This window comes from Phenylobacterium sp. 58.2.17, assembly GCF_026411515.1.
Classification (GTDB): domain Bacteria; phylum Pseudomonadota; class Alphaproteobacteria; order Caulobacterales; family Caulobacteraceae; genus Phenylobacterium.
Window position 1 is genome coordinate 83,448 of record NZ_JAPMTQ010000012.1, and the last position, 19,008, is coordinate 102,455.

21 protein-coding genes and 1 tRNA gene are annotated in these 19,008 nt (G+C 68.9%); 9 read left to right on the forward strand and 13 right to left on the reverse strand.

Annotation, left to right across the window (positions count from 1 at the left end; translation table 11 throughout):
* The first annotated feature begins 53 nt into the window (after positions 1-53).
* Together gatC and gatA are read left to right on the forward strand one after the other, a co-directional pair.
* On the forward strand, positions 54-341 hold the full coding sequence (gene gatC, locus OUA97_RS10695) for an Asp-tRNA(Asn)/Glu-tRNA(Gln) amidotransferase subunit GatC (protein ID WP_267231873.1): 288 nt from the start codon (positions 54-56) through the stop codon (positions 339-341).
* Complete coding sequence (gatA, locus tag OUA97_RS10700; RefSeq protein WP_267231874.1) at positions 341-1,813, forward strand: Asp-tRNA(Asn)/Glu-tRNA(Gln) amidotransferase subunit GatA; 1,473 nt, start codon at positions 341-343, stop codon at positions 1,811-1,813. Before gatC ends, gatA begins: the two co-directional genes overlap by 1 nt.
* A 71-nt stretch (positions 1,814-1,884) precedes the next feature.
* Here gatA and OUA97_RS10705 read toward each other — a convergent pair whose 3' ends face one another.
* Positions 1,885-2,199 carry a hypothetical protein gene (locus OUA97_RS10705; protein WP_267231875.1) on the reverse strand — a complete coding sequence of 105 codons (315 nt, stop codon included), beginning with the start codon at positions 2,197-2,199 and terminating at the stop codon, positions 1,885-1,887.
* A gap of 125 nt (positions 2,200-2,324) precedes the next feature.
* On the opposite strand from OUA97_RS10705, the gene gatB reads away from it, so the two are divergent.
* Positions 2,325-3,821: an Asp-tRNA(Asn)/Glu-tRNA(Gln) amidotransferase subunit GatB gene (gene gatB, locus OUA97_RS10710; protein WP_267231876.1), complete on the forward strand. Its 1,497-nt coding sequence runs from the start codon at positions 2,325-2,327 to the stop codon at positions 3,819-3,821.
* A gap of 44 nt (positions 3,822-3,865) precedes the next feature.
* On the opposite strand, the gene OUA97_RS10715 is transcribed toward gatB, so the two are convergent.
* A complete protein-coding gene (locus tag OUA97_RS10715; protein ID WP_267231877.1) occupies positions 3,866-4,384 on the reverse strand; it encodes an RcnB family protein in 519 nt (172 codons plus the stop codon).
* 380 nt (positions 4,385-4,764) lie between these two features.
* On the opposite strand from OUA97_RS10715, the gene OUA97_RS10720 reads away from it, so the two are divergent.
* The gene (locus OUA97_RS10720; protein ID WP_267231878.1) at positions 4,765-5,028 is read left to right on the forward strand and encodes a sel1 repeat family protein; all 264 of its coding nucleotides are present in this window, start codon (positions 4,765-4,767) and stop codon (positions 5,026-5,028) included.
* Between the two features lie 70 nt (positions 5,029-5,098).
* Here the strand turns inward: OUA97_RS10720 and OUA97_RS10725 are convergent, their stop codons facing one another.
* Positions 5,099-5,428, reverse strand: a complete 330-nt coding sequence (locus OUA97_RS10725; RefSeq protein WP_267231879.1) for a hypothetical protein — start codon at positions 5,426-5,428, stop codon at positions 5,099-5,101.
* 165 nt (positions 5,429-5,593) lie between these two features.
* Here OUA97_RS10725 and OUA97_RS10730 point away from each other — a divergent pair, with 165 nt between their 5' ends.
* The 3 genes from OUA97_RS10730 (at position 5,594) to OUA97_RS10740 (ending at position 7,987) form a co-directional block, all read left to right on the forward strand.
* Positions 5,594-6,967, forward strand: coding sequence for a GumC family protein (locus OUA97_RS10730; protein WP_267231880.1), 1,374 nt, complete (start codon positions 5,594-5,596; stop codon positions 6,965-6,967).
* 88 nt (positions 6,968-7,055) lie between these two features.
* Complete coding sequence (locus OUA97_RS10735) at positions 7,056-7,751, forward strand: sugar kinase (protein ID WP_267231881.1); 696 nt, start codon at positions 7,056-7,058, stop codon at positions 7,749-7,751.
* A 77-nt stretch (positions 7,752-7,828) separates the two neighbouring features.
* Positions 7,829-7,987, forward strand: coding sequence for a hypothetical protein (locus OUA97_RS10740; RefSeq protein WP_267231882.1), 159 nt, complete (start codon positions 7,829-7,831; stop codon positions 7,985-7,987).
* On the opposite strand, the gene OUA97_RS10745 is transcribed toward OUA97_RS10740, so the two are convergent.
* Entirely contained in the window at positions 7,984-9,513 is a 1,530-nt protein-coding gene (locus OUA97_RS10745; RefSeq protein WP_323690696.1) for an exopolysaccharide biosynthesis polyprenyl glycosylphosphotransferase, read from the reverse strand. The genes OUA97_RS10740 and OUA97_RS10745 overlap by 4 nt on opposite strands.
* Positions 9,514-9,746: 233 nt before the next feature.
* Positions 9,747-10,739: an alpha/beta fold hydrolase gene (locus tag OUA97_RS10750; RefSeq protein WP_267231883.1), complete on the reverse strand. Its 993-nt coding sequence runs from the start codon at positions 10,737-10,739 to the stop codon at positions 9,747-9,749.
* A 151-nt stretch (positions 10,740-10,890) separates the two neighbouring features.
* Between OUA97_RS10750 and OUA97_RS10755 the strand changes: the two genes are divergently transcribed.
* Positions 10,891-11,100 carry a hypothetical protein gene (locus OUA97_RS10755; protein WP_267231884.1) on the forward strand — a complete coding sequence of 70 codons (210 nt, stop codon included), beginning with the start codon at positions 10,891-10,893 and terminating at the stop codon, positions 11,098-11,100.
* Positions 11,101-11,277: 177 nt separating this feature from the next.
* On the opposite strand, the gene OUA97_RS10760 is transcribed toward OUA97_RS10755, so the two are convergent.
* Positions 11,278-11,538 (reverse strand): hypothetical protein, encoded by a 261-nt coding sequence (locus tag OUA97_RS10760; protein WP_267231885.1) that lies wholly within the window; start codon positions 11,536-11,538, stop codon positions 11,278-11,280.
* A 172-nt stretch (positions 11,539-11,710) separates the two neighbouring features.
* On the opposite strand from OUA97_RS10760, the gene OUA97_RS10765 reads away from it, so the two are divergent.
* Positions 11,711-11,800 (forward strand) — tRNA-Ser (locus OUA97_RS10765).
* Here the strand turns inward: OUA97_RS10765 and OUA97_RS10770 are convergent.
* The 7 genes from OUA97_RS10770 to OUA97_RS10800 all read right to left on the reverse strand — a co-directional run bounded on the left by OUA97_RS10770 (position 11,792) and on the right by OUA97_RS10800 (position 18,923).
* Positions 11,792-12,160: a hypothetical protein gene (locus tag OUA97_RS10770; RefSeq protein ID WP_267231886.1), complete on the reverse strand. Its 369-nt coding sequence runs from the start codon at positions 12,158-12,160 to the stop codon at positions 11,792-11,794. The two genes, OUA97_RS10765 and OUA97_RS10770, sit on opposite strands and share 9 nt — an antisense overlap.
* A gap of 66 nt (positions 12,161-12,226) precedes the next feature.
* Positions 12,227-12,964, reverse strand: coding sequence for an SAM-dependent methyltransferase (locus OUA97_RS10775; RefSeq protein ID WP_267231887.1), 738 nt, complete (start codon positions 12,962-12,964; stop codon positions 12,227-12,229).
* Between the two features lie 50 nt (positions 12,965-13,014).
* Positions 13,015-13,509 carry a hypothetical protein gene (locus OUA97_RS10780; protein WP_267231888.1) on the reverse strand — a complete coding sequence of 165 codons (495 nt, stop codon included), beginning with the start codon at positions 13,507-13,509 and terminating at the stop codon, positions 13,015-13,017.
* A 58-nt stretch (positions 13,510-13,567) separates the two neighbouring features.
* On the reverse strand, positions 13,568-13,981 hold the full coding sequence (locus OUA97_RS10785) for an NUDIX domain-containing protein (RefSeq protein ID WP_267231889.1): 414 nt from the start codon (positions 13,979-13,981) through the stop codon (positions 13,568-13,570).
* 139 nt (positions 13,982-14,120) lie between these two features.
* Positions 14,121-15,338 carry a Ca2+-dependent phosphoinositide-specific phospholipase C gene (locus OUA97_RS10790; RefSeq protein ID WP_267231890.1) on the reverse strand — a complete coding sequence of 406 codons (1,218 nt, stop codon included), beginning with the start codon at positions 15,336-15,338 and terminating at the stop codon, positions 14,121-14,123.
* Between the two features lie 14 nt (positions 15,339-15,352).
* The gene (locus OUA97_RS10795) at positions 15,353-17,632 is read right to left on the reverse strand and encodes a TonB-dependent receptor (protein ID WP_267231891.1); all 2,280 of its coding nucleotides are present in this window, start codon (positions 17,630-17,632) and stop codon (positions 15,353-15,355) included.
* 121 nt (positions 17,633-17,753) lie between these two features.
* Positions 17,754-18,923 carry a TetR family transcriptional regulator gene (locus OUA97_RS10800; RefSeq protein WP_267231892.1) on the reverse strand — a complete coding sequence of 390 codons (1,170 nt, stop codon included), beginning with the start codon at positions 18,921-18,923 and terminating at the stop codon, positions 17,754-17,756.
* Positions 18,924-19,008: the final 85 nt, after the last annotated feature.

Sequence of the window (19,008 nt, forward strand, 5' to 3'; positions counted from 1 at the left end):
TCAAAGGGAGGCCCACGCGGCTAACCCCTGCCTCGAACCATTAGGAGGGCCCCATGGCCATCGACGCCGCGACCGTTCGTAAGGTCGCGAGGCTCGCGCGGATCGCCGAGCCCGAGGACAAGCTGGAAGCGCTCGCCAAGGAGCTGACCGGGATCATGACCTGGATCGAGCAACTGGGCGAAGTCGACACCGACGGGGTCGAGCCGATGACGTCGGCCGTGGCCGTGACGCTGCCGATGCGCGAGGACGTGGTCACCGACGGCGGCGATCCGGCCAAGGTGCTGTCGAACGCGCCCAAGACCGTGGATGGCTTCTTCGTCGTGCCGAAAGTGGTGGAATGATGAGCGCGCTCACCTCCCTGACCCTGAAGGCCGCCCTCGACGGCCTGGCCGACAAGTCGTTCTCGTCGGAAGAGCTGACCAAGGCGCACGTCGACGCCGTGGCCGCCGCCAAGCCGCTGAACGCCTACATCCTCGAAACCCCGGAAAAGGCCATCGAGATGGCCAAGGCCTCCGACGCCCGCCGGGCGAAAGGCGAGGCCGGCGCCCTGGACGGCGCGCCGCTGGGCATCAAGGACCTGTTCTGCACCGAGGGCGTCCGCTCGACCGCCTGCTCGAACATCCTCGGCAACTTCATCCCGACCTATGAGTCGACCGTCACCGCCAACCTGTGGCGCGACGGCGCGGTGATGCTGGGCAAGCTGAACCTCGACGAATTCGCCATGGGCTCGTCGAACGAGACCTCGGCCTTCGGCCCGGTGGTGAACCCGTGGCGTTCGGAAGGCTCCAACGCCAAGCTGACCCCGGGCGGCTCGTCCGGCGGTTCGGCCGCCGCGGTGGCCGCTGACCTCTGCCTGGGCGCGACGGCGACCGACACCGGCGGCTCGATCCGACAGCCGGCCGCGTTCACCGGCACGGTCGGGATCAAGCCGACCTACGGCCGCTGCTCGCGCTGGGGCGTGGTGGCCTTCGCCTCGTCGCTCGACCAGGCCGGCCCGATCGCCAAGACCGTCGAGGACGCGGCGATCCTGCTGAAGTCGATGTCGGGCCACGACCCGAAGGACTCCACCAGCCTGGACATCGAGACGCCCGATTATCCGAGCTTCGTCGGCAAGTCGGTCAAGGGCCTGCGCGTCGGCATTCCCAAAGAGTACCGCGTCGACGGCATGCCGCCCGAGATCGAGAAGCTGTGGGAGCAGGGGATCGCCTGGCTCAAGGAGGCGGGCTGCGAGATCGTCGAGGTCTCCCTGCCGCACACCAAGTACGCTCTGCCGGCCTACTACATCGTCGCGCCGGCCGAGGCCTCGTCGAACCTCGCGCGCTATGACGGCATGCGCTACGGCCTGCGCGAGGCCGGCGGCAACCTGACCGAGACCTATGAGAACACCCGCGCCGCCGGCTTCGGGGCGGAGGTCAAGCGGCGGATCCTGATCGGCACCTATGTGCTGTCGGCCGGCTACTATGACGCCTACTACGTCAAGGCGCTGAAGGTCCGTCGGCGGATCGCCGACGACTTCGACCAGGCCTTCCAGAAAGTTGACGCTCTGCTGACCCCGACCGCGCCGTCCGCGGCGTTCGGGCTGGGCGAGAACGCCGACGATCCGGTGGCGATGTACCTGAACGACATCTTCACGGTGACGGTGAACCTGGCCGGCCTGCCGGGCATGAGCATCCCGGCCGGCGTCGACGCCAACGGCCTGCCGCTCGGCCTGCAGCTGATCGGCAAGGCGCTGGACGAGGGCACGCTGTTCTCGCTCGGCGGCGCGATCGAGAAGGCCGCCGACTTCAAGGCCAAGCCCGCCAAGTGGTGGTAGGCCGCAGGTTGCGGGCATGAAAAAGGCCCCCGCCCGAGTAGGGCGGGGGCCTTGTCGATTCGGCGCGGCCCTTACTTCTTGAGCTTGTCGAGGTCGGCTTGCAGCGCCTTGATCTGGTCGTCGGTGATGGCGCCGCCGCTCATCGGCTGGACCTGCTTCAGGCTCATGCCCTTGAACTGCTCATAGGCCTCGTGGGTGGTCAGGCCCGGGAGGTTCTTGTCCAGGGCGGCCTTGCCTTCCGGAACCGCGGCGATCGACTCGATCGGGGTGTCGGAGGCCGAAAGGGCCGCGGCGTGGCCAGCGTGGGCGTCCTGGGCGAGGGCCGGGGCGGCCATGGCGCCGAGCGAGAGCGACAGGCCGACGAGGCCGGCAGTAAACGTTTTCATCATTTCGGGTGTTTCCTCATCCCCAGGTTATCCGGCGCGGATTTCAGCCCCGGTTCCGCCTTTTGCGCAAGGGATTTCGAGCGGCCCCGCTTTCGCTCGCGCGCGAGGGGCGCTAGGAAGCGGCCATGACTGATACGTCGAAGCTGATCGCCGGCCGCACCGGCCAATGGGAAGTGGTCCTGGGGCTGGAGGTTCACGCCCAGGTCGCCTCGAACGCCAAGCTGTTTTCCGGCGCGGCGGTGGGATTCGGCGCCGGCCCCAACCAGCAGGTCTCGCTGGTCGACGCGGCCATGCCGGGCATGCTGCCGGTGATCAACAAGCACTGCGTCGAGCAGGCGGTGAAGACCGGCCTGGGCCTCAAGGCGCAGATCAACCTGAAGAGCCATTTCGACCGGAAGAACTACTTCTATCCGGACCTGCCGCAGGGCTATCAGATCAGCCAGTTCAAGGACCCGATCGTCGGCGAGGGCGAGGTCATCGTCGAGCATGACGACGGCACGACGTTCCGTGTCGGGATCGAGCGCCTGCACCTGGAGCAGGACGCCGGCAAGAGCCTGCACGATCAGGATCCGAACGCGACCTATGTCGACCTGAACCGCGCCGGCACCGCGCTGATGGAGATTGTTTCGCGGCCCCACATGCGCTCGTCGGCCGAGGCCGCGGCCTATGTGAAAAAGCTGCGCACCATCCTCGTCTATCTGGGCACCTGCGACGGCGACATGGAGAAGGGCAACCTGCGGGCCGACGTGAACGTCTCGGTCTGCCGCGTCGGCTCCTACGAGAAGTTCCGCGAAACCGGCGACTTCAGCCACCTGGGCACGCGCTGCGAGATCAAGAACGTCAACTCGTACCGCTTCATCCAGCAGGCGATCGAGTACGAGGCGCGCCGTCAGATCGAGATCCTCGAGGAGGGCGGCAAGATCGACCAGGAAACCCGCCTGTTCGACCCGAACAAGGGCGAGACCCGTTCGATGCGCTCGAAGGAAGAAGCGCACGATTACCGCTACTTCCCCGATCCGGACCTGCTGCCGCTGGAACTGGACCCGGCCTGGGTCAAGGCCATCGAGGCCTCGCTGCCCGAGTTGCCGGACGCCAAGAAGGCGCGCCTGCAGTCGCAGTACGGCCTGTCGGCCTATGACGCCGGCGTGCTCATCACCGAGCAGGCGCGCGCCGACTATTTCGAGGAAGCCGCCAAGGGCCGCGACGCCAAGCTGACCGCCAACTGGGTGACCAACGAACTGGCCGCCAAGCTGACGGCCGGCGGCCTGGCCATCGAGGACAGCCCGCTGAAACCGGACGCGATCGCCGAACTGGTGGCGCTGATCGAGGAGGATGTGATCTCCTCGAAGATCGCCAAGGACGTCTTCGAACGGATGTGGGCCGGCGAGGGCCGCCCGCGCGAGATCGTCGAGAAGCAGGGCCTGCAGCAGGTCTCCGACACCGGCGCGCTCGAGAAGATCATCGAGGAGCTGATCGCCGCCAATCCGGGACAGGCGGCCTCGGTGAAGGAGAAGCCGCAGGCGATCGGATGGTTCGTCGGCCAGGTCATGAAGGCCACCGGCGGCAAGGCCAATCCCGGCGCCGTCAATGGCCTGCTCAAGGCCAAGCTGGGCATCGAATAGCAAAACGCCCCGGAGCGATCCGGGGCGTTTTTCTTTCAGATCAGTTAGTTGTTGATGATATCGAAGATGATGCCGGTGGCGATCGCCGCCAGCAGATAGTCGTCTCCGACCCGATACCAGGCGTAGCCGCGCGGCGGCTGGCGCAGGTGGTAGTGGTGGTAGTCGTTGACCACATAGCCCCGGTAGTAGGGCGGCAGGTGCGCCCCGCGACGCCAGGCGGCGTAGCCCGGGCGGTAGTACGGGTTGCCGTAATAGGCTTGCGGCGGCGGGCCGTAGTACCAGCGGTTGTTATAGTAATAGCCGTTGTGGCGACCGCGGTCCCAGCCGCGGTGGAGGCCGTTGTCGTGCCGGCCCCAACGCTCCCCGCGGCGATCCCAGTCGCGGCGGTCGTAGTTCCCGCGGCGGTCCCAGTCGCGACGGTCGTCGTGACGGTCCCAACGCTGTTCGTGACGGTCGCGGCCACGGCCGCGATGGTCGTCATCGGCCTGGGCCGAGGTGGCGGCGAACGCCATCGGGCCGGCGACCGCGGCGACCGCAGCAAGGCTCAATATCAGGCGTTTCATGGCGGGCCTCCTGGCTCCAATCTTTCGTACTCGATATCGGCAAACCTGACGGTAGGCGGCTGAACCGCCGCTGAACGGGCCTTTCAGCTTCACAATCGGCGCCGATAGGGTCGCAATCGCCGGTGTAGCGGCAGGTTTTCAGCCCCGTCGGCCAGGAACCCGCCGATAGCGGCGGCGGGCGAGAAGGCGACCGCTTTAAGATTCTGGCTACGAAGCTTTCCGAGCAGTAAAAAGCGCGAATAGTCATAATTGTCGCTCGAAGAACATGGCGTTTTTCGAGTTAACCCTATCTTCAGTGCGCATCGACTTACCTAGCCTCAGGATCGTCGGGATCGGAACCCAGAACGGGGGCGGACCGACGGGGCTAGGGAAACGAAGTCATGCTTGCGAGCGTGGAAAACCAAATGCCGCTGCCGACCGCCGAGTCGACGGGGGACGAGCTGTTCAAAATGGGCCTGCTCTATTCGACCGGTCAGGGCGGGGCGCCGCTGGACTACGTCTCGGCGCACATGCTGTTCAACCTGGCGGCCATGCGCGGCTCGGTCGAGGCCAAGGTCTACCGCAAGGAACTGAGCCAGGAGATGGAGTCGGAAGACGTCGCCGAGGCCCAGCGCCAGGCCCGCGAGTGGCTGGCCCACGGCTGACGCCTGGCGCGGTCGTCGGACCAATTTCGGCGATGGCGAAGCCGGCGTCGTCCGTCGAGGCGACTGGTCGCTAGCGGACCTTCGGCGGTCCGGCCGGAATGGTCGTCAGATACTCGCGCACGACCTCGACCGTGGCCATCGCCCGGGGGCCTGTTGTCGCGTTTCGCGTCAGCCCGATGTGACCAACCTCGCTGTCTTCGAGATAGGCGACGACCTCGGCGACTGAAGCGCCGTGTCTGAGCCTCGCCACGACCTGCAGCAGATAGCCGTCATACTCGTCGGCGCAGGCGCCGCCGTCGCGCCATTCGCCATCGCTCAGTTCACGCAGGCCGATCGGGTCCCAAAGCGACCATCCGATCTGGCGAAGGCGTGACAGCTGAACTTTCGGAGCATCGCTCATGTCGGGGACGATGCCCCCGCGGCGGGATGTCTTCAATCCACGCATACGAGACCGCGCGCTGCATCGGCGGTCCCGCTTTTGACGAACGCCGCGAACGGGGCGAGAGATAGGCGTAGAGCGCGCCGACTCGTCGTCGGCGGTGGACGGGAACCGAGATACTCGCACGTGACGCACGGCGCCCGGACAGCAGCGACGCAGGCCCCGGGCTCGGCCTGGGTCGGCCGCCGCTATGCGCTGGGCGATCTGCCGGCGCTGTTGTGGCGCGAGCGTCGGCTGATGCTGGCGGTCTTTCTGACCCTGTCAGTCCTGGGGATGGCCGCCGCCCTGACCTTGAAGACCCGCTACGAGGCCTATTCGAGCGTGCTCGTGCGGCTGGGCCAGGAGTACGTCTACGAGCCGCGGGTCGGGGACGCCGGGCGTGGAACGTCGCTGGACCCCGGACGGATGGTCCAGTCGGAATTGGAGATCCTGGGCGCCGCGCCGCTGAAACTGCGGGTGATCGAGCGGCTGGGCCTGGCGCAGACCTATCCGGATTTGGCCAGGGCGTACGCCAAGGCGGCGACGCCGGCCGAGAAGGCCGCCGTCATGGGCCGGGCGGTCCGGGCCATCGAGCGGGGCCTGGCGATCGAGACCGCGCCGGACACCCCGATCGTGCGGGCCAGGTTCAGCCACCAGGACCCGAAGGCCGCGGCCCTGATCCTCAACACCCTGCTTGAGGAATATCTGATCTTCCGCCGCACGGTGCTGATCGACCCCGGCTCGCCGGCGCTGGAGCAGCAGCGCCAGGTGTTCGAGGCGCGGCTGGCGGACGCCGAGGCGGCCTATGAGGCGTTCCTGACCGACAACAGGATCGGGGACTTCGCGGCCGAAAAGGCTTCGCTGTCGCAGCTGCAGGCAGGGGTCGAGCAGCAGAGATTGCAGACCGACGCCCAGTTGCAGGCGCGGATCGGGCGGCTGGCGAGCCTGAGCACGCAACTCGACCAGGCGCCGCGCGAGGTGGTGATCTATCGCGACGCCTCCGGCGCGCCCGGCGCTCGGGCCCAGGGCGAGGGGGGCAGGTGGCTGGGGATCAATCCGGTGCACCAGGCCCTGCAGACCGAGAAGATCCAGCTGACATCGGAGATCGGCGCCTTGCGCCGCGCGCAGGCCGAGCTCAAGGCGCAGGCCGAGCGCCTGACCGAGCGGCGGCTGGCGTTGGCGGCGCTGGAGCCGCGCTTCCAGGAGTTGTCGCTGAACCGCGCCGTGCTGCAGGCCGGCCTGCGCGACTTCGCGGTCAAGGAGGAGCAGCGCCGCGCGGCCTCCGAGATCGCCGCCCGGGCGAGCGAGAACATCCGCATCGTCCAGCGGGCCGCGCCGCCGACCCAGGGCAAGAGCCTGCGGGGGCCGGTGATTGCGACGGCGTTCCTGGTCGCCGCCGTCTCGGCCCTGTTTGCGGGGCTGCTGGCGATGGTGTTGCGCCCCGGCCTGCCGACGCCGCAGTCGGCGGCGCGCACCCTGGACCTGCCGGTGCTGGGGGCCGCGTCCTTCAAGGGGCGGTGAGGGGCGGTTCGCGCCTGAGACAACTCCGACCCCGCCAGATCGAGGGGAAATGCTCTAGCCTCCCCCAAATGGGCGGCGCGATTCGAGCATGGTCGATCTGAGTTCCGAGATGGCCGATCTGTGGGCGTCCCTGGGATCGCCCGCGGCCGGACGCTCGCGCATCATTCAGATCACTGCGGCGCGGACCGGGGAGGGCGCCTCGACCGTGGCGCGCGAGCTGGCCCACTACGCGGCGCGCAAGGCCGGGCGATCGGTGTGGCTGGTCGACCTGGACCTGGTGACCGCCGCGCAGCATGCGGCGTTGTCGGCCCAGGCCGGCCGCTACGGCGAACTGATCGGCCCGATGCAGGCCAGCCCGGACGGCTCGGCCTTTTTCACCGTCGAGCCGCCAGCCCAGACCCCGGACGGGGAGGTCTGGCCGGACGGCCGGTATCTCGCCGCCTATCGCGTCGGCTCGGCCCGCTGGTGGGTGACCCGTTTCCGGCGCGAGCGGCTGATCGGCCGCCAGAGCGTGCGGCTGGTCCCGACCGCCGACTACTGGAACGCGCTGCGCCGCTTCGCCGAGGTGATCATCGTCGACGGGCCGGCGCCTGACCGCTCGCGCGCGGCCCTGGCGCTTGCCCCGTTCATGGACCAGACGGTGCTCGTGGTGGCGGCCGATCAGCCCGACGTGCGCGCGCCGGCGCAGTTGCGCGACGCAATCACCGGGGCCGGCGGTCAGGTGACCGGCCTGTTCTTCAACCGCGGCGTGGTGGGAGCGCCGGGCTGGCCGCTGCTGGGGTAGGCCCGGCGCCGCGCGCCTGCGCGGTTCGGCGACGTCCCGCCGGCCGGCCCGCGCGGGCCTGCGACCGGGGCGAGGGCGTGTTTCAGCTGACTGAGGTCTGGATGGACGGAGTGTTCATGATCGAGACGTTCGATCCCGCCCAGACCGAACGCTATCGCGCGGTGATCACACCGCAGAGCTGGAAGCCGCCGCTGGCCGAGATGGGCGTGAGCCGGCCGGCGCCTAGTCGGGCCTAGCGGACCGTCTCGGAGTCGCCGAGCAGGCAGGGGACGGTCATGAACATGATGTACAGGTCGAGCCAGAAGGACTGGCGCTCGATGTACTCCACGTCCAGGGCCACGCGGCGGCGGACCAGTTCGGGGGTGTCGACCGCGCCGCGCGAGCCGTTGATGGCGGCCCAGCCGGTCATGCCCGGCTTCATGCGGTGGCGGTGGGCGTATTCGGCGACCAGGCGCGAGCTTTCGACCTCGCCGGTCTTCATGCCGATGGCGTGCGGGCGCGGGCCGACCAGGGACATCTCGCCGGTCAGCACGTTGATCAGCTGCGGCAGTTCGTCGAGGCTGGTCTTGCGGATGAACTTGCCGACCTTGGTGACGCGGTCGTCGTCGGCGCTGATCTGGCGCGCGGCCTTGGCGTCGGCGGATTCGGTCCGCATCGAGCGGAACTTCCAGACCACGATCTCTTCGTTGTTGAAGCCGTGGCGGCGCTGGCGGAAGAACACCGGGCCGGGGCTGTCCAGCTTGATGGCCAGGGCGACCAGCAGCATGATCGGCGTGGCGACGAACAGCGCGATGGTGGCGATGATCAGGTCCTGGGCGCGCTTGGCCAGCGCCTTGCCCTGGTCGATCTCGGCGCCCGAGATGCGGGTCAGCGGGATGTTGGCGATGCGGTCGATGGCGTCGGCTTCGCCGGCCTGACCCTCGCGGTCGAGCAGCAGGGTGATCTCGTTGGGCAGCACTTTCAGCCGCTCGAGCAGGGCGTGCACGCGCTCGCGCGCGCCGGCTGGCACGGTGATCACGATGCGGTCGACATAGGGCATGATCCGGTGCGCCAGCAGATCGTCGGTGCCGCCGAGCACCGGGACGCGATGCAGGCCCGCCGGCGTGCGCGCGGCGCGGTCGTCGAAGACGCCGAGGACGTGCGCCTCGCGGGTTTCGAGAATGGCGGCGATCAGGCGGTCGGCCGCGCCGGTGGCCCCGACGATGACCAGGTTGGGGGTCAGCCGGCCGTTGGCGCGCCAGCGCTTGACGTTGGCCCACCAGAGCCCGTGGGCGCCGGCCACGCAGAGGAACGCCATCGGCGTCCAGACTCCGAGCGAGGCGGTCAGCATGACCGCGCCGACGAAATGGGTGAGGATCGCAAAGCACATCGCCACCGCGACGGCGAACGCCACGGTGACCCGCATCAGGTGCATGGCCAGGTCTTCGCGGCGGCCGAACTTGTAGCAGTCGAACAGGCGCAGGCTGGCGAAGGTGGCGACCGACGCGCCGCCGTAGATCAGCAGCACGCTGGCGCCATGGGTCAGGGCCACGGCGATCAGGCTGCCGAGGATCAGCGCGATGGCGTCGCCGCCCTGGAAGAACCGGGTGAGCAGCCGGCCCGACATGCGCAGCCGGGTCGGGGTCAGCCTGTCCGGGCGCAGCGGTCCGCGGCGGTCGCGAACGGGGTCGGCCCAGGCCGCAGCGGCCGCGTCTGCATCGGCTTGGCGCCGTGCGCGGCGATCAGCCAACGAACTGGGCTTGAACGGAGCGGCGAGAGACATCAGGGACCGGTTTGTCGCGATAACGGAGAAGCACACTGCCACACGGCCTCTGTGTGAGCAGTTAACGTACACGCGTTCTGTAGCGATATCTGTAAACTATTCGCACCCGTAGAACACCCTAATTGCAAACAGATTGACGACTGAATCAATCTCGGGGCTGCGTGTGGGCATCGACAACTGTCGTTCACACTTCAGGATGCTCATAAACCGCGAACAACCTGTGAGCGAATTGTTCACCTGGCCTTAATCATATTCGCCTGAGCGGCGACCTCGCGGACAGCCGCGACAATGGCGTCGGGCCGGTCGGTCATCATCATGTGCGAACTGCCTTCGACCTGGCGGCTGACCCCGCGGGTCGAGCGGCGGGCCAGTTCGCGGTGCAGGCCCCACCAGAGGCTGGCCAGCGGCTCGCGGGCGGCCTGCGGCGCGGCCGCATAGGTCCCGTCGGCGGTCAGCACCACCAGCGGCAGGTCGCCGTAGCTCTGGCGGCCGAGGTCGAGGGCGTCGGACGTCGCGCTCCAGAGGGTGTCGAGTTCGGAGATCCGGGCGCGCCAGGTGGACGGGCGCAGGGCCTCGGCTCGGCGGGCGGCGACGGCGGCCGGGCTCTGGCCGGGCCGGGCGGGCGGCACGCACCTGTCGAGCGGCGGTTCGACCGAGGGCAGGGCCCCCGTCTCGGCGGCGGCCAGGCACTGGGCGGCGCGCGCCTGTAGCGGACCGAGCCCGGCCGCGCCCTCGCCGAACAGGGCGGCGAAGCGGCGGTCCTGATGCTCGACCGACGGATCGACCAGCACCATGCCGACCACGTCCTGCGGCCGGCGGTTGGAGAACAGCCGCACATAGAGGCCGCCGGCGGAATGGCCGACGACGATGTAGGGGCCGGGGATGCGCGCGGCGGCCAGGCCGCGGTCGAGGTCGCGGGCGATGGCCGCGCCGTCGCGGGGCAGGGGCCCGGGATCGGAATAGCCGGCCCCGGCGCGATCATAGCTGCAGACCCGGTAGGATTTCGCGAACGCGGCCTTGATCCTGCCCCAGCCGAGCGAGTCCGCGCCGTAGCCGCCTTCGAGCAGCACGGTCGGGGCGCCGGCGCCGGCGCAGCGGAAGTTCAGGCGGCGTCCGTCGGGCAGGCGCGCCAGCAGGCCGGGACCGGCGCTGGGATCGGCCGCGGCGGGCGCCGGCGCCAGCGCGGCGAGGGCGAGGGCCAGGACGGCGGGCAAGAGGGAGCGCATGGGCGTCTGGCCCCGTCGCGGGGCGTCTCCGAAAGGGGCTCTGGGCGTGACGAAAGGGTAATGCAACTGTACCGCGATCGGCACGTTGAGGCGCGGGGTAAGCTCGGCCGAGGGCGCGCGTGCAATGTCTATCAGGAAGTCCGAAAACGCCATGGCCGATCTGCCGGTTTCACGGGCGGTCGAGAACACGCCCGAGCACATCGCCTATCAGTTGCTGGAGCGGGTCGCCGACCTGGAGGGGGTGGCCCTGTCGCGCGAGGGCAAGGACAAGCTGGCCAGCCGCAAGTGGCTGCTGGACACCTATGCCGAGTGCCTGGACGCGGCGCGCGGCGCCCGCCGCTACGCCAAGAGCCCGTCCTGATCAAAGGAGGCTGGGGGGTGAAGGAGGCTGGGGGAGCGCGCCGGCGATGACGCGCTCCCCCGCCTTGCCGGCGCGTGGGGCGCCGGCGCGCGCACTGGGACGATGGGCTCGTTTTGGTGCGCGAGTGTCTCGCTGGGAGACCGCGCAGCAAGCTTCGTGCCGTCAGATCTGGATGTTCTAGATCTCGATGTTCTGGGGGCCGTCGGCGCCGACCACCAGCAGCCGCGCGCCCGGCGCGGCGCAGGCCTGCAGCTCGACGTCGCCGTACCAGGCGGTGTCGCGGGCCGGATCGGCGTCGAACAGGATGGCCGCCTCGCCCTTGCCGACGAACAGCTGGGCGATCGCTTCGGGGCTGGCGTCGATTCGCGTGATCGTCACGCCGGCGGCGCGCAACTCGCCGATCTTGGCGTCCAGTCGTTCGTGCAGTTGACCGCTCACGCGCCCCTCCCGTCGCTTAACCATAGGCGATGAGGCGGCCCGCGCGCCGCACATTTCGGCGAGCGGGGCGGAGGGCGTTTTCTTTTCAACGCCCCCGTTGCTCCCGGCGCCCGGTTTCGGCTATGGAGTGCGACCCGATTTGGAGCGCGCCCCGCGCGCGCCCGGTCGGACTGGTGACGTGGCCGAGTGGCTGAAGGCAACGGTTTGCTAAATCGTCATACGTGAAAGCGTATCCAGGGTTCGAATCCCTGCGTCACCGCCAACTTTTCTCAGAAAAATCAGACTGACCCGCAACGGCTTCGATCTCTGCGCGACCGGCGCCGTTGGTATCCATCAACCGGATCAGCACGGCCGCGGCCCTCTGGATCTCTCGATCCCGGTCGCCGCGGTCGTCCGTCGCCGCCAGCAGTTCGCCCAAGCGTTCCACGTGCGCGACCTCGTCGGCGAACAGCCAGTCGCCTTGGCCCTGGCGCGGATCGTCGAAAATCTCCAGGTCCTGCAGCAGGGCGTGCCTGGCCACTGCGGCGCGGGCCGGCGACAGTCGAGCCGAGGTCAGGATCAGGAGGGCGCGATAGAGCCGACGACGATCCGGATGGGCCCAGGACAATGGCGCCAGGGACAATTTCGTCATGAGCGAACCATTGGGTGCACAGGTGGCGGAGTCCAGAGCATGCGCCGTCGCGGGCTGCTACTTGTTGGCGGTGACGAGGGCGAAGGAGAGCAGTTCGCCCCGGTCGGCCTCAAGCATGGCGATGGTGCTGTCATCGCCTGCCGGATTCAGCGCCCGCGCCCAACGCAGCCAATCGGCCCAGCCGTGTTCCTGCATGCGCGCCGCGGTGACGCTCACGAGTTCGGTGATGTTCCATTGGAAGCGCCACCACTCGGGAGTGTGCCAGGCGATGGCCTCCCAGCCGACGCACGCCTTAATGTGGGCCGGGATCTCGCCCATCGCGCGGACTTCCCGGCGCATGGCGGGCGTGGCAATGGCGAGTTGGCCGCCGGGCTTCAGAAAGCGGGTGACGTAGGCCAGGTAGCTGTCGGCGGTCCCGAAGTATTCGTAGGCGTCGATGCTGACGATCACGTCGAACGACCCGGCTGCGAACGGAAGCGCATGCGCCTCGGCCCGCACGGCCTCGATCCTGTCGCTCAGGCCCGCCTGGGCGAAGGTCGCTGCGGCCAGCGCCGGGTCCACCCACAGGTCGGCGGCCACGACTTCGACGCCGAACTCCCGCGCGAGAAACACCGATGTCGCGCCCCGACCGGAGCCGAGGTCCAGCACCCGCATGCCGGACCGAAGGGTCAGGTCCGTCGCGAGGTCTTCCAGCAGCCATAGCGGGTTGGGCCCCATGTCCAGGGACAGGAGCCAGGCCGCGTCGTACTTAGAAGTCAGCGGATAGCGGTCCGGCTGGTGCAAAGCAGCGTGCATTGGTTTCGGTCCATGAGGGTGATCGATCACACGATGTCGCTTGTCGGTCTCTAGCCGGCCTGGGGGCGATCCTCGGCGAGGGCTGCCTCAAGAGCTGAGAATGCTCGAAACGGAAACGGCAGGCCCCACCATTCCAGCCCGCCCTGGGCGTCCGCCTCGCCAAGAAGCCGGCTCGCCGCGAGATGCACCGCGGTTGCGAACGCCGATGGATCGCAGTTGACGCAGAAACGTTGCTCGCCCGCCTCAGTGGGAGCATCAGCGTAGAATTCAGGTAGTTCGAGCACCCGGATCCAGAACATTTCCCGTTGGGGCACGCCTTCCCAACGCCGTTCCAAGAGCATCCGAAATTCTGCGGGTTCGCGGTCGAACCGCGCCAGCGCACCCATGCCTCCGGCCGCGATTTGAAGTGCAGCGCGGATCACATCGCCGATCACGTCGGTCGTGTAGCTGATCCAATCTAAGACAATGCGTTCGTCGCCGATGGATATGGCGAGGTTCATCCAGCCTTGGCCCGCGCGATCAAACGAGACGCTGACTTCCCCCATGAGGCTAGGCTAGGGCCATCACCGTCCTCTTTCCACCCCGTGCGGACCGCGAAGCCGCTTAGCGCGACTTGAGCGCCTCGGCGGCTTCCTGGGCGGACTGGGCGAGCGGGCTCGGCAAGGCGTCGAGCGGAAACCAGTCCAGGCCGATGTGCTTCTCAGGTTCGAGCAAGGTCGGCTCGCCCTCAAACTCGGTCGCCAGATACGCCGGCGAAACCCAGTGAGCGCGTTCGTCAGGGGCCACGTAGTCGACGACACAGAGAAGTTCGAGCGCGCCGAGTTTGACGCCGATCTCTTCGGCGATCTCCCGGCGTGCGGCCTCTGCCGTCCTTTCCCATAGTTCGACTTTTCCGCCCGGAAGGCTCCAGCAGCCGGCTTCGGGGGGGCGCGCACGCCGGATCAGTAACAAGCGCTGGTCTCGCAGGATGGCGACGCCGCACCCCACTCTGGGACCGTTCGATGGCTGGGTCGACAAGGCGTGAGTTCCCCCGAATCCGCTTCCGCTTATCTCGAAGCACGGGCGCGGCGAAGTCACGCTCTTGTCGCGCCAGCGCCCGCCAAAGAGCCCCGCCCCCTCGGGGAAAGGGGCGGGGCTCGGGCGGCGCGCTGCGGGGTCAGCGCGCCGGGGTCTTGGCGCAGGGGCCGCTGACCGGGTTGCAGCGGAAGCCGCCGTCGAAGGGGCTCACCGCGTAGGCGTTGCCGAAGATGTTCGGGGCCCAGGGGTAGTCGGTGGAGACGACCTGGGCGCCGCTGGCCAGCGCCGCGTCGCGGCGGGCCGGGTCGTTCTGGCGCGCCTCGTAGGTGTCGATGTCGCTGCGCGAGCGGACCAGGCGGCCGGCCTTCACCAGCGCCTTGATCTCGCCGCCGCGGGTCAGGGCGTTGTCGACCATGACGAAGGCGGCGTGGGCCATGCCGGGCTCGCCCTGGACGAAGGCCAGGCGGCCCTCAAGGTTGGGATGGCCGTCGAGATAGGGCTTGAAGGCCGCCAGGTTCATGCCCGGCACGATCATCAGGAACACGAACTTGCCGCGCGCCTGGCCCACGGTCGGCCAGGCCCCGGCCAGGGCGGCCTTTTCCAGGGTCTCGTGCTGGCCGCGCAGGTCGTCGGGTGCGACCACCTTGTCGCGGCCGAGGATCTCGCCGATCGAGGCGTCCATCTCGGCGAAGGCCCTGGCGTCGAAGGGGATCAGCTTGGTGGCCCCGGGCGCGAACCCGGCCAGGCTGTTGAACTTCGGCTCCAGCAGCACGAACACCGGCGAGTGGCCGGGATTGGCGTCCGACCAGCTCCGCATCTGCTGCAGGCACAGGCGGAAGGTCGGGCAGCTGCTGCGGAAGTCGATGTCCGCGGCGTGCAGGGTCTTCAGGCCCGGCTGCTTCAGCGCGTCGGAATAGAGCGGGGCCAGGTCCTTGGCGCCCTTCTCGCGCAGCAGCCGGTAGGCGAGGGGATCGGAAAAGCGGCCGCCCTCGTGGTCGACATTGAGGTCGAACTCCAGGCTGCGCAGGCCGGCGCGCAGCTGCATCTCGATCGGCGGGTGGACGTATTCGAGCCCCGCCTGCAGGTCGGCGCCCAGCGGATTGGGATGCTCGTCGGCCATGCGCGCGGCCATGGCCGGCGGCATCATCTTCATCATGCCGTCGAGGGTCGGCTGGATCAGCGGCTTCATCACCGCGAACACCCGGGGGTCGGCTGGTTGGCTGTAGCTGTTGTGGGTGCCGACCACCTGGATCTGGTTGAGCTTCAGCTGGTCGCCAGGTTGGGGGGCCGGCGCGGGCGCCGCCGCCGCGGCCGAGGCGAGCGCCAGGGCCGCGAGGCTGGTCATCAGAGTCTTCATGGGCTCTCTCGAAGCTAGCGGACGATGCGGACGCGGAGGCCGACCATGCGCGGATTGGCGCGCACCGAGGTGGGCACCCCGAAGAACTTGCCGCCGTTGCCGACGTCGCGGACCCAGTCCTGGTCGAACAGGTTCTCGGCGTAGGCCTCGACGAGGAGGCCGTCAGCGCTTTCGGCGCCGATCCGCAGGTCGACGAGGCCGAAGGCCTTCTGCATCTCGGTGTCGAGGTTGTCGTTGTTCAGGAAGTACTCCGAGCGCCAGGCGTAGTTGGCGTTGACGAAGCCGTCCCAGCCCTCGGCCATCGGCCGGCGGTAGTCGGCGCTGAGCGAGGCGGTGTGTTCGGGAGCCATCCGGAACACATTGCCCGACCGGTCGACCAGCTGGCCGCCGACCACCTCGCGGAACTCGTCGTACTGGGTGTGCAGATAGGCGTAGGCGGCCGACAAGGTCAGTTCGGGGGTGACCTTGAGCCCGCCGTTCAGCTCCACGCCCCAGGCCGAGGCCTTGCCGGCGTTGACGACGCCGACAGTGATATCGACGGCGCGGGTCTGGAAGTCGTTGTAGTCATAGGTGAAGGCGGCGGCGTCGAAGTACAGCCGGTCCATGACCGTACCCTTGGCGCCGACCTCGAAGTTCAGGACCTCCTCGGTCTTCACCTCGCCGTAGATCGGCCGGGCCTGGCCGTTCACCGGGGCGGCGAAGGTGGTCTGTGGATAGCCGGCCTTCAGGCCGCGCGAGGCGCCGGCATAGATGTTGATCTGGTCGGTCAGGCGATAGGTGAGGGCGATCCGCGGCTGGACCATGTCGTAGTCGGCGCTGTTGGAGAATTCCTGGCCGAGCGAGTTGGAGAGCCCGTTGGGCAGGGCGATCGGGCGCACGCCGTCGACGGTGGTGACCAGCGAAGAATTGCGGACCGTGGCCTCGTCGTGGGTGAAGCGGACGCCGGCGTCGAGCACCAGGCGATCGGTGATGTCGTAGCCGCCGTTGATGTAGGCCGACCAGCTCTCGCGGTTGTTGCGGGTGTTGGAGAGGGTCGAGTTGCCGGTGGTGACCGGCAGCACCAGGCTCGTGCCCGGAACGGGGAACATGGTGACCGGGGTGGTGCGCTTGGGGAAGCCGGCCAGCAGCAGCTGTTCGTTGATCACGAACTCCGACTGATTGAAGGTCTTGTCCTTGTAGTAGCTGATCCCGCCGACGGCGCGGAACGGGCCGCCCTGGTCGTAGGCCAGGCGGAATTCCTGGCTGAGGATGCTCTGGTCGTCGGCCAGGTTGCGGCCGATCAGGAACTCGTAGGTCGTGCCGTCGACGTCCCAGGATTCGGAGAAGTCCACCTCGCGCCACGCGCTGATCGACTTGAGGTTCCAGCCGTCGGCGAGGTCCCAGTCGGCCAGCAGGGTGGCGCCGGTCTGGCGGCGTTTCTGCGGCGGCTGGTAGCGATTCTGGCCGGCGTCGCTGAACCAGCCGGTGTCGCCGCCCGGGGAGGCGATGTTGATGGCCTTGGTGGCGGCCGCCGCGTCATTGTCGGCCTGGTGGTCGAGGATCAGGTCGAAGGTCAGGTCCTGGCTCGGCGCCCAGCGCAGCGACGCGCGGGCCGCCCACAGGTCGTCGTCGTTCAGCTTCTTGGAGCCGCCGAGATTGGTGACGTAGCCCTCGCGCTCGCGGCGACGGACCGAGACGCGCAGGCCCAGCTCGTCCTCGATGATCGGCAGGTTGGCCATGCCGGTGATGCTGTAGAGGTTGTAGGAGCCGTACTGTCCCTCCAGCGACCAGCCGGTCTGCGACAGGTCCGGGCGGCGGGTGACGACGGCGACGGCGCCGATCTGCGAGCCGCGGCCGTAGAGGGTGCCCTGCGGGCCCTTGGCGACCTCGACCCGCTCGATGTCGAACAGCTCCTTGAGCATGCCGCGCGAGCGGCTGGTGTCGACGTCGTTCAGGAAGAACGAGATGCTCGGCTCGGAGACCGCGCCGGCGTTGCCGGCCTCGATGCCGCGCATGACGAAGCTGGCCGAGGAGTCGGTCTGCTGCTGCACGAAGAAGCCCGGGGTGCGGGTCGACAGGCGCTCGAAGTCGGTGAAGTTCTGCTGCTCAATGTTGGCCCCGCCGAAGGCGGCGATCGAGATCGGCACGTCCTTCAGCTTCTGCTCGCGCTTCTGAGCGGTGACCACCACTTCCTCGATCGCCAGCGGGTCGGCGGCGGCGGCCTGGGCGAACGCTTGTTCAGTTGCGATGGCGCTGGCGCCGATGGCCAGAAGCGCCCGCAGCGTATGGCGGCGGGCATGGGCGGTCTTGAGCATTTGTGATCCCCTGTGGCTCGGACGCGGGCCTTCTAGGGGGTCTGCACGGCGTTCAGGAAAACAGTTGTGCGAAATATTTGCGACGATTGCGGCTGAAAAGCGCGCGCAACAGAACAGATGTTCAGGTCGCGCGGGCGAGCATCCAGTCGACCAGCTCGGCGCTTTGCGGCGGCGAGCCCTCGGCGCGGGCCAGCAGGGTGGCGCCGAGCCGGGCGACCGAGGCGCTCTGGGCGGCGCAGAGGTCGAGGTCGCGGCCCAGGCGCTCGGCCGCGCGCCGGCGCAGGTTCTCGCCGCGCAGGCGGCGCAGGTCGACGGCGTAGGGGCGCAGTTCGCTTTCGCGGGCCGCGGCCAGGGCCACCGACACCGTGCCGCGGGCGACGAAGGCCTCGATCTCGGCCTGGTCCTGGCGCGGCGCCAGCCGGCCTTGGGCGACGAGATAGATCACCGTCAGTCCGGCGCGCAGCAGGTCGAGGCGGGTGCGGAAGTGATAGGCGACAGAGGAGGCCGGGGCCTGGGCCCGCTCGCCGACCGCGCGGTGGGTGACCCCTTCGGCCCCGCGCGCGACGATCACCTCGCCGGCGGCCATGGCGATGTCCAGCGCGCGCCCGGCGTAGGGCGCCTGGGAGGCCGGGCCGGGCAGGGCGAGCGCCGGGTCCAGCCGGCGAATGACGGTTTCGAAGAAGGCTGGTTCGGACAGCCCGAGGCACGCCCCGCGGCCCGCCAGCCGTTCCAGGGTCATGGTCCGCATCAGCCGGTAGTCGGGGCTATCCTGCTGCGCCAGGCCGTGGGCGGTCTCGTCGGTCACGTAGCCCAGGCAGGCGCGGGCCCAGGCCTGGGGATCGTGGATGCGGCCCTCGAACACCGCGTCCCAGAAGGCGCGGCGCTCGGCGATCCAGGGGGCGACCAGTTCGCGGGCCTCCGGGTCGCTGACCGCGGCCAACAGCAGTTCGCACCAGATCAGGCTGGTCGCCCGTTCGCGGCCGGCGGCCTCGTCCAGATAGTGTTCGAGCAGGGCGACGAGCGCGGCCGGGGCCAGGACGCGCAGGCCCGCGAAGCGCGCCAGGAAGGCCGCATGGCGAGCGGCGTCGGCCTGGCGCTCGGCCCGCACCAGCCGCTCGATCAGCGCGCGCTTGGAGCCGAAGTGATAGGTGAGAGCTGCGACGGTCGAGCCGCTGGCCTCGGCCAGCGGCCGCAGGGTGAGGTCGCGGAAACCGCCGGCGGCCAGGCGCAGGCGGGCGGCCTCCAGGATGCGCTCGGCCGTGGCGGCGCTGCTCGTTTCGGCCGATTCCATGCGGACTCCTGCTGCGCGGGCCGCCTGTCTTGCGCACAGGTCGCCGACGCTATCAACGGAGAGCGTCGGCAGCGGCCGCGAAGCG

Coding starts and splice junctions, on each gene's coding strand:
- OUA97_RS10705 (WP_267231875.1), bottom strand. CDS start 2,199: ATGAAAACGTTTACTGCCGGCCTCGTCGGCCTGTCGCTCTCGCTCGGC.
- gatB (WP_267231876.1), top strand. CDS start 2,325: ATGACTGATACGTCGAAGCTGATCGCCGGCCGCACCGGCCAATGGGAA.
- OUA97_RS10790 (WP_267231890.1), bottom strand. CDS start 15,338: ATGAAGACTCTGATGACCAGCCTCGCGGCCCTGGCGCTCGCCTCGGCC.
- OUA97_RS10780 (WP_267231888.1), bottom strand. CDS start 13,509: ATGGGGGAAGTCAGCGTCTCGTTTGATCGCGCGGGCCAAGGCTGGATG.
- gatA (WP_267231874.1), top strand. CDS start 341: ATGAGCGCGCTCACCTCCCTGACCCTGAAGGCCGCCCTCGACGGCCTG.
- OUA97_RS10800 (WP_267231892.1), bottom strand. CDS start 18,923: ATGGAATCGGCCGAAACGAGCAGCGCCGCCACGGCCGAGCGCATCCTG.
- OUA97_RS10775 (WP_267231887.1), bottom strand. CDS start 12,964: ATGCACGCTGCTTTGCACCAGCCGGACCGCTATCCGCTGACTTCTAAG.
- OUA97_RS10745 (WP_323690696.1), bottom strand. CDS start 9,513: ATGTCTCTCGCCGCTCCGTTCAAGCCCAGTTCGTTGGCTGATCGCCGC.
- OUA97_RS10725 (WP_267231879.1), bottom strand. CDS start 5,428: ATGAGCGATGCTCCGAAAGTTCAGCTGTCACGCCTTCGCCAGATCGGA.
- gatC (WP_267231873.1), top strand. CDS start 54: ATGGCCATCGACGCCGCGACCGTTCGTAAGGTCGCGAGGCTCGCGCGG.
- OUA97_RS10715 (WP_267231877.1), bottom strand. CDS start 4,384: ATGAAACGCCTGATATTGAGCCTTGCTGCGGTCGCCGCGGTCGCCGGC.
- OUA97_RS10750 (WP_267231883.1), bottom strand. CDS start 10,739: ATGCGCTCCCTCTTGCCCGCCGTCCTGGCCCTCGCCCTCGCCGCGCTG.
- OUA97_RS10755 (WP_267231884.1), top strand. CDS start 10,891: ATGGCCGATCTGCCGGTTTCACGGGCGGTCGAGAACACGCCCGAGCAC.
- OUA97_RS10795 (WP_267231891.1), bottom strand. CDS start 17,632: ATGCTCAAGACCGCCCATGCCCGCCGCCATACGCTGCGGGCGCTTCTG.
- OUA97_RS10735 (WP_267231881.1), top strand. CDS start 7,056: ATGGTCGATCTGAGTTCCGAGATGGCCGATCTGTGGGCGTCCCTGGGA.
- OUA97_RS10720 (WP_267231878.1), top strand. CDS start 4,765: ATGCTTGCGAGCGTGGAAAACCAAATGCCGCTGCCGACCGCCGAGTCG.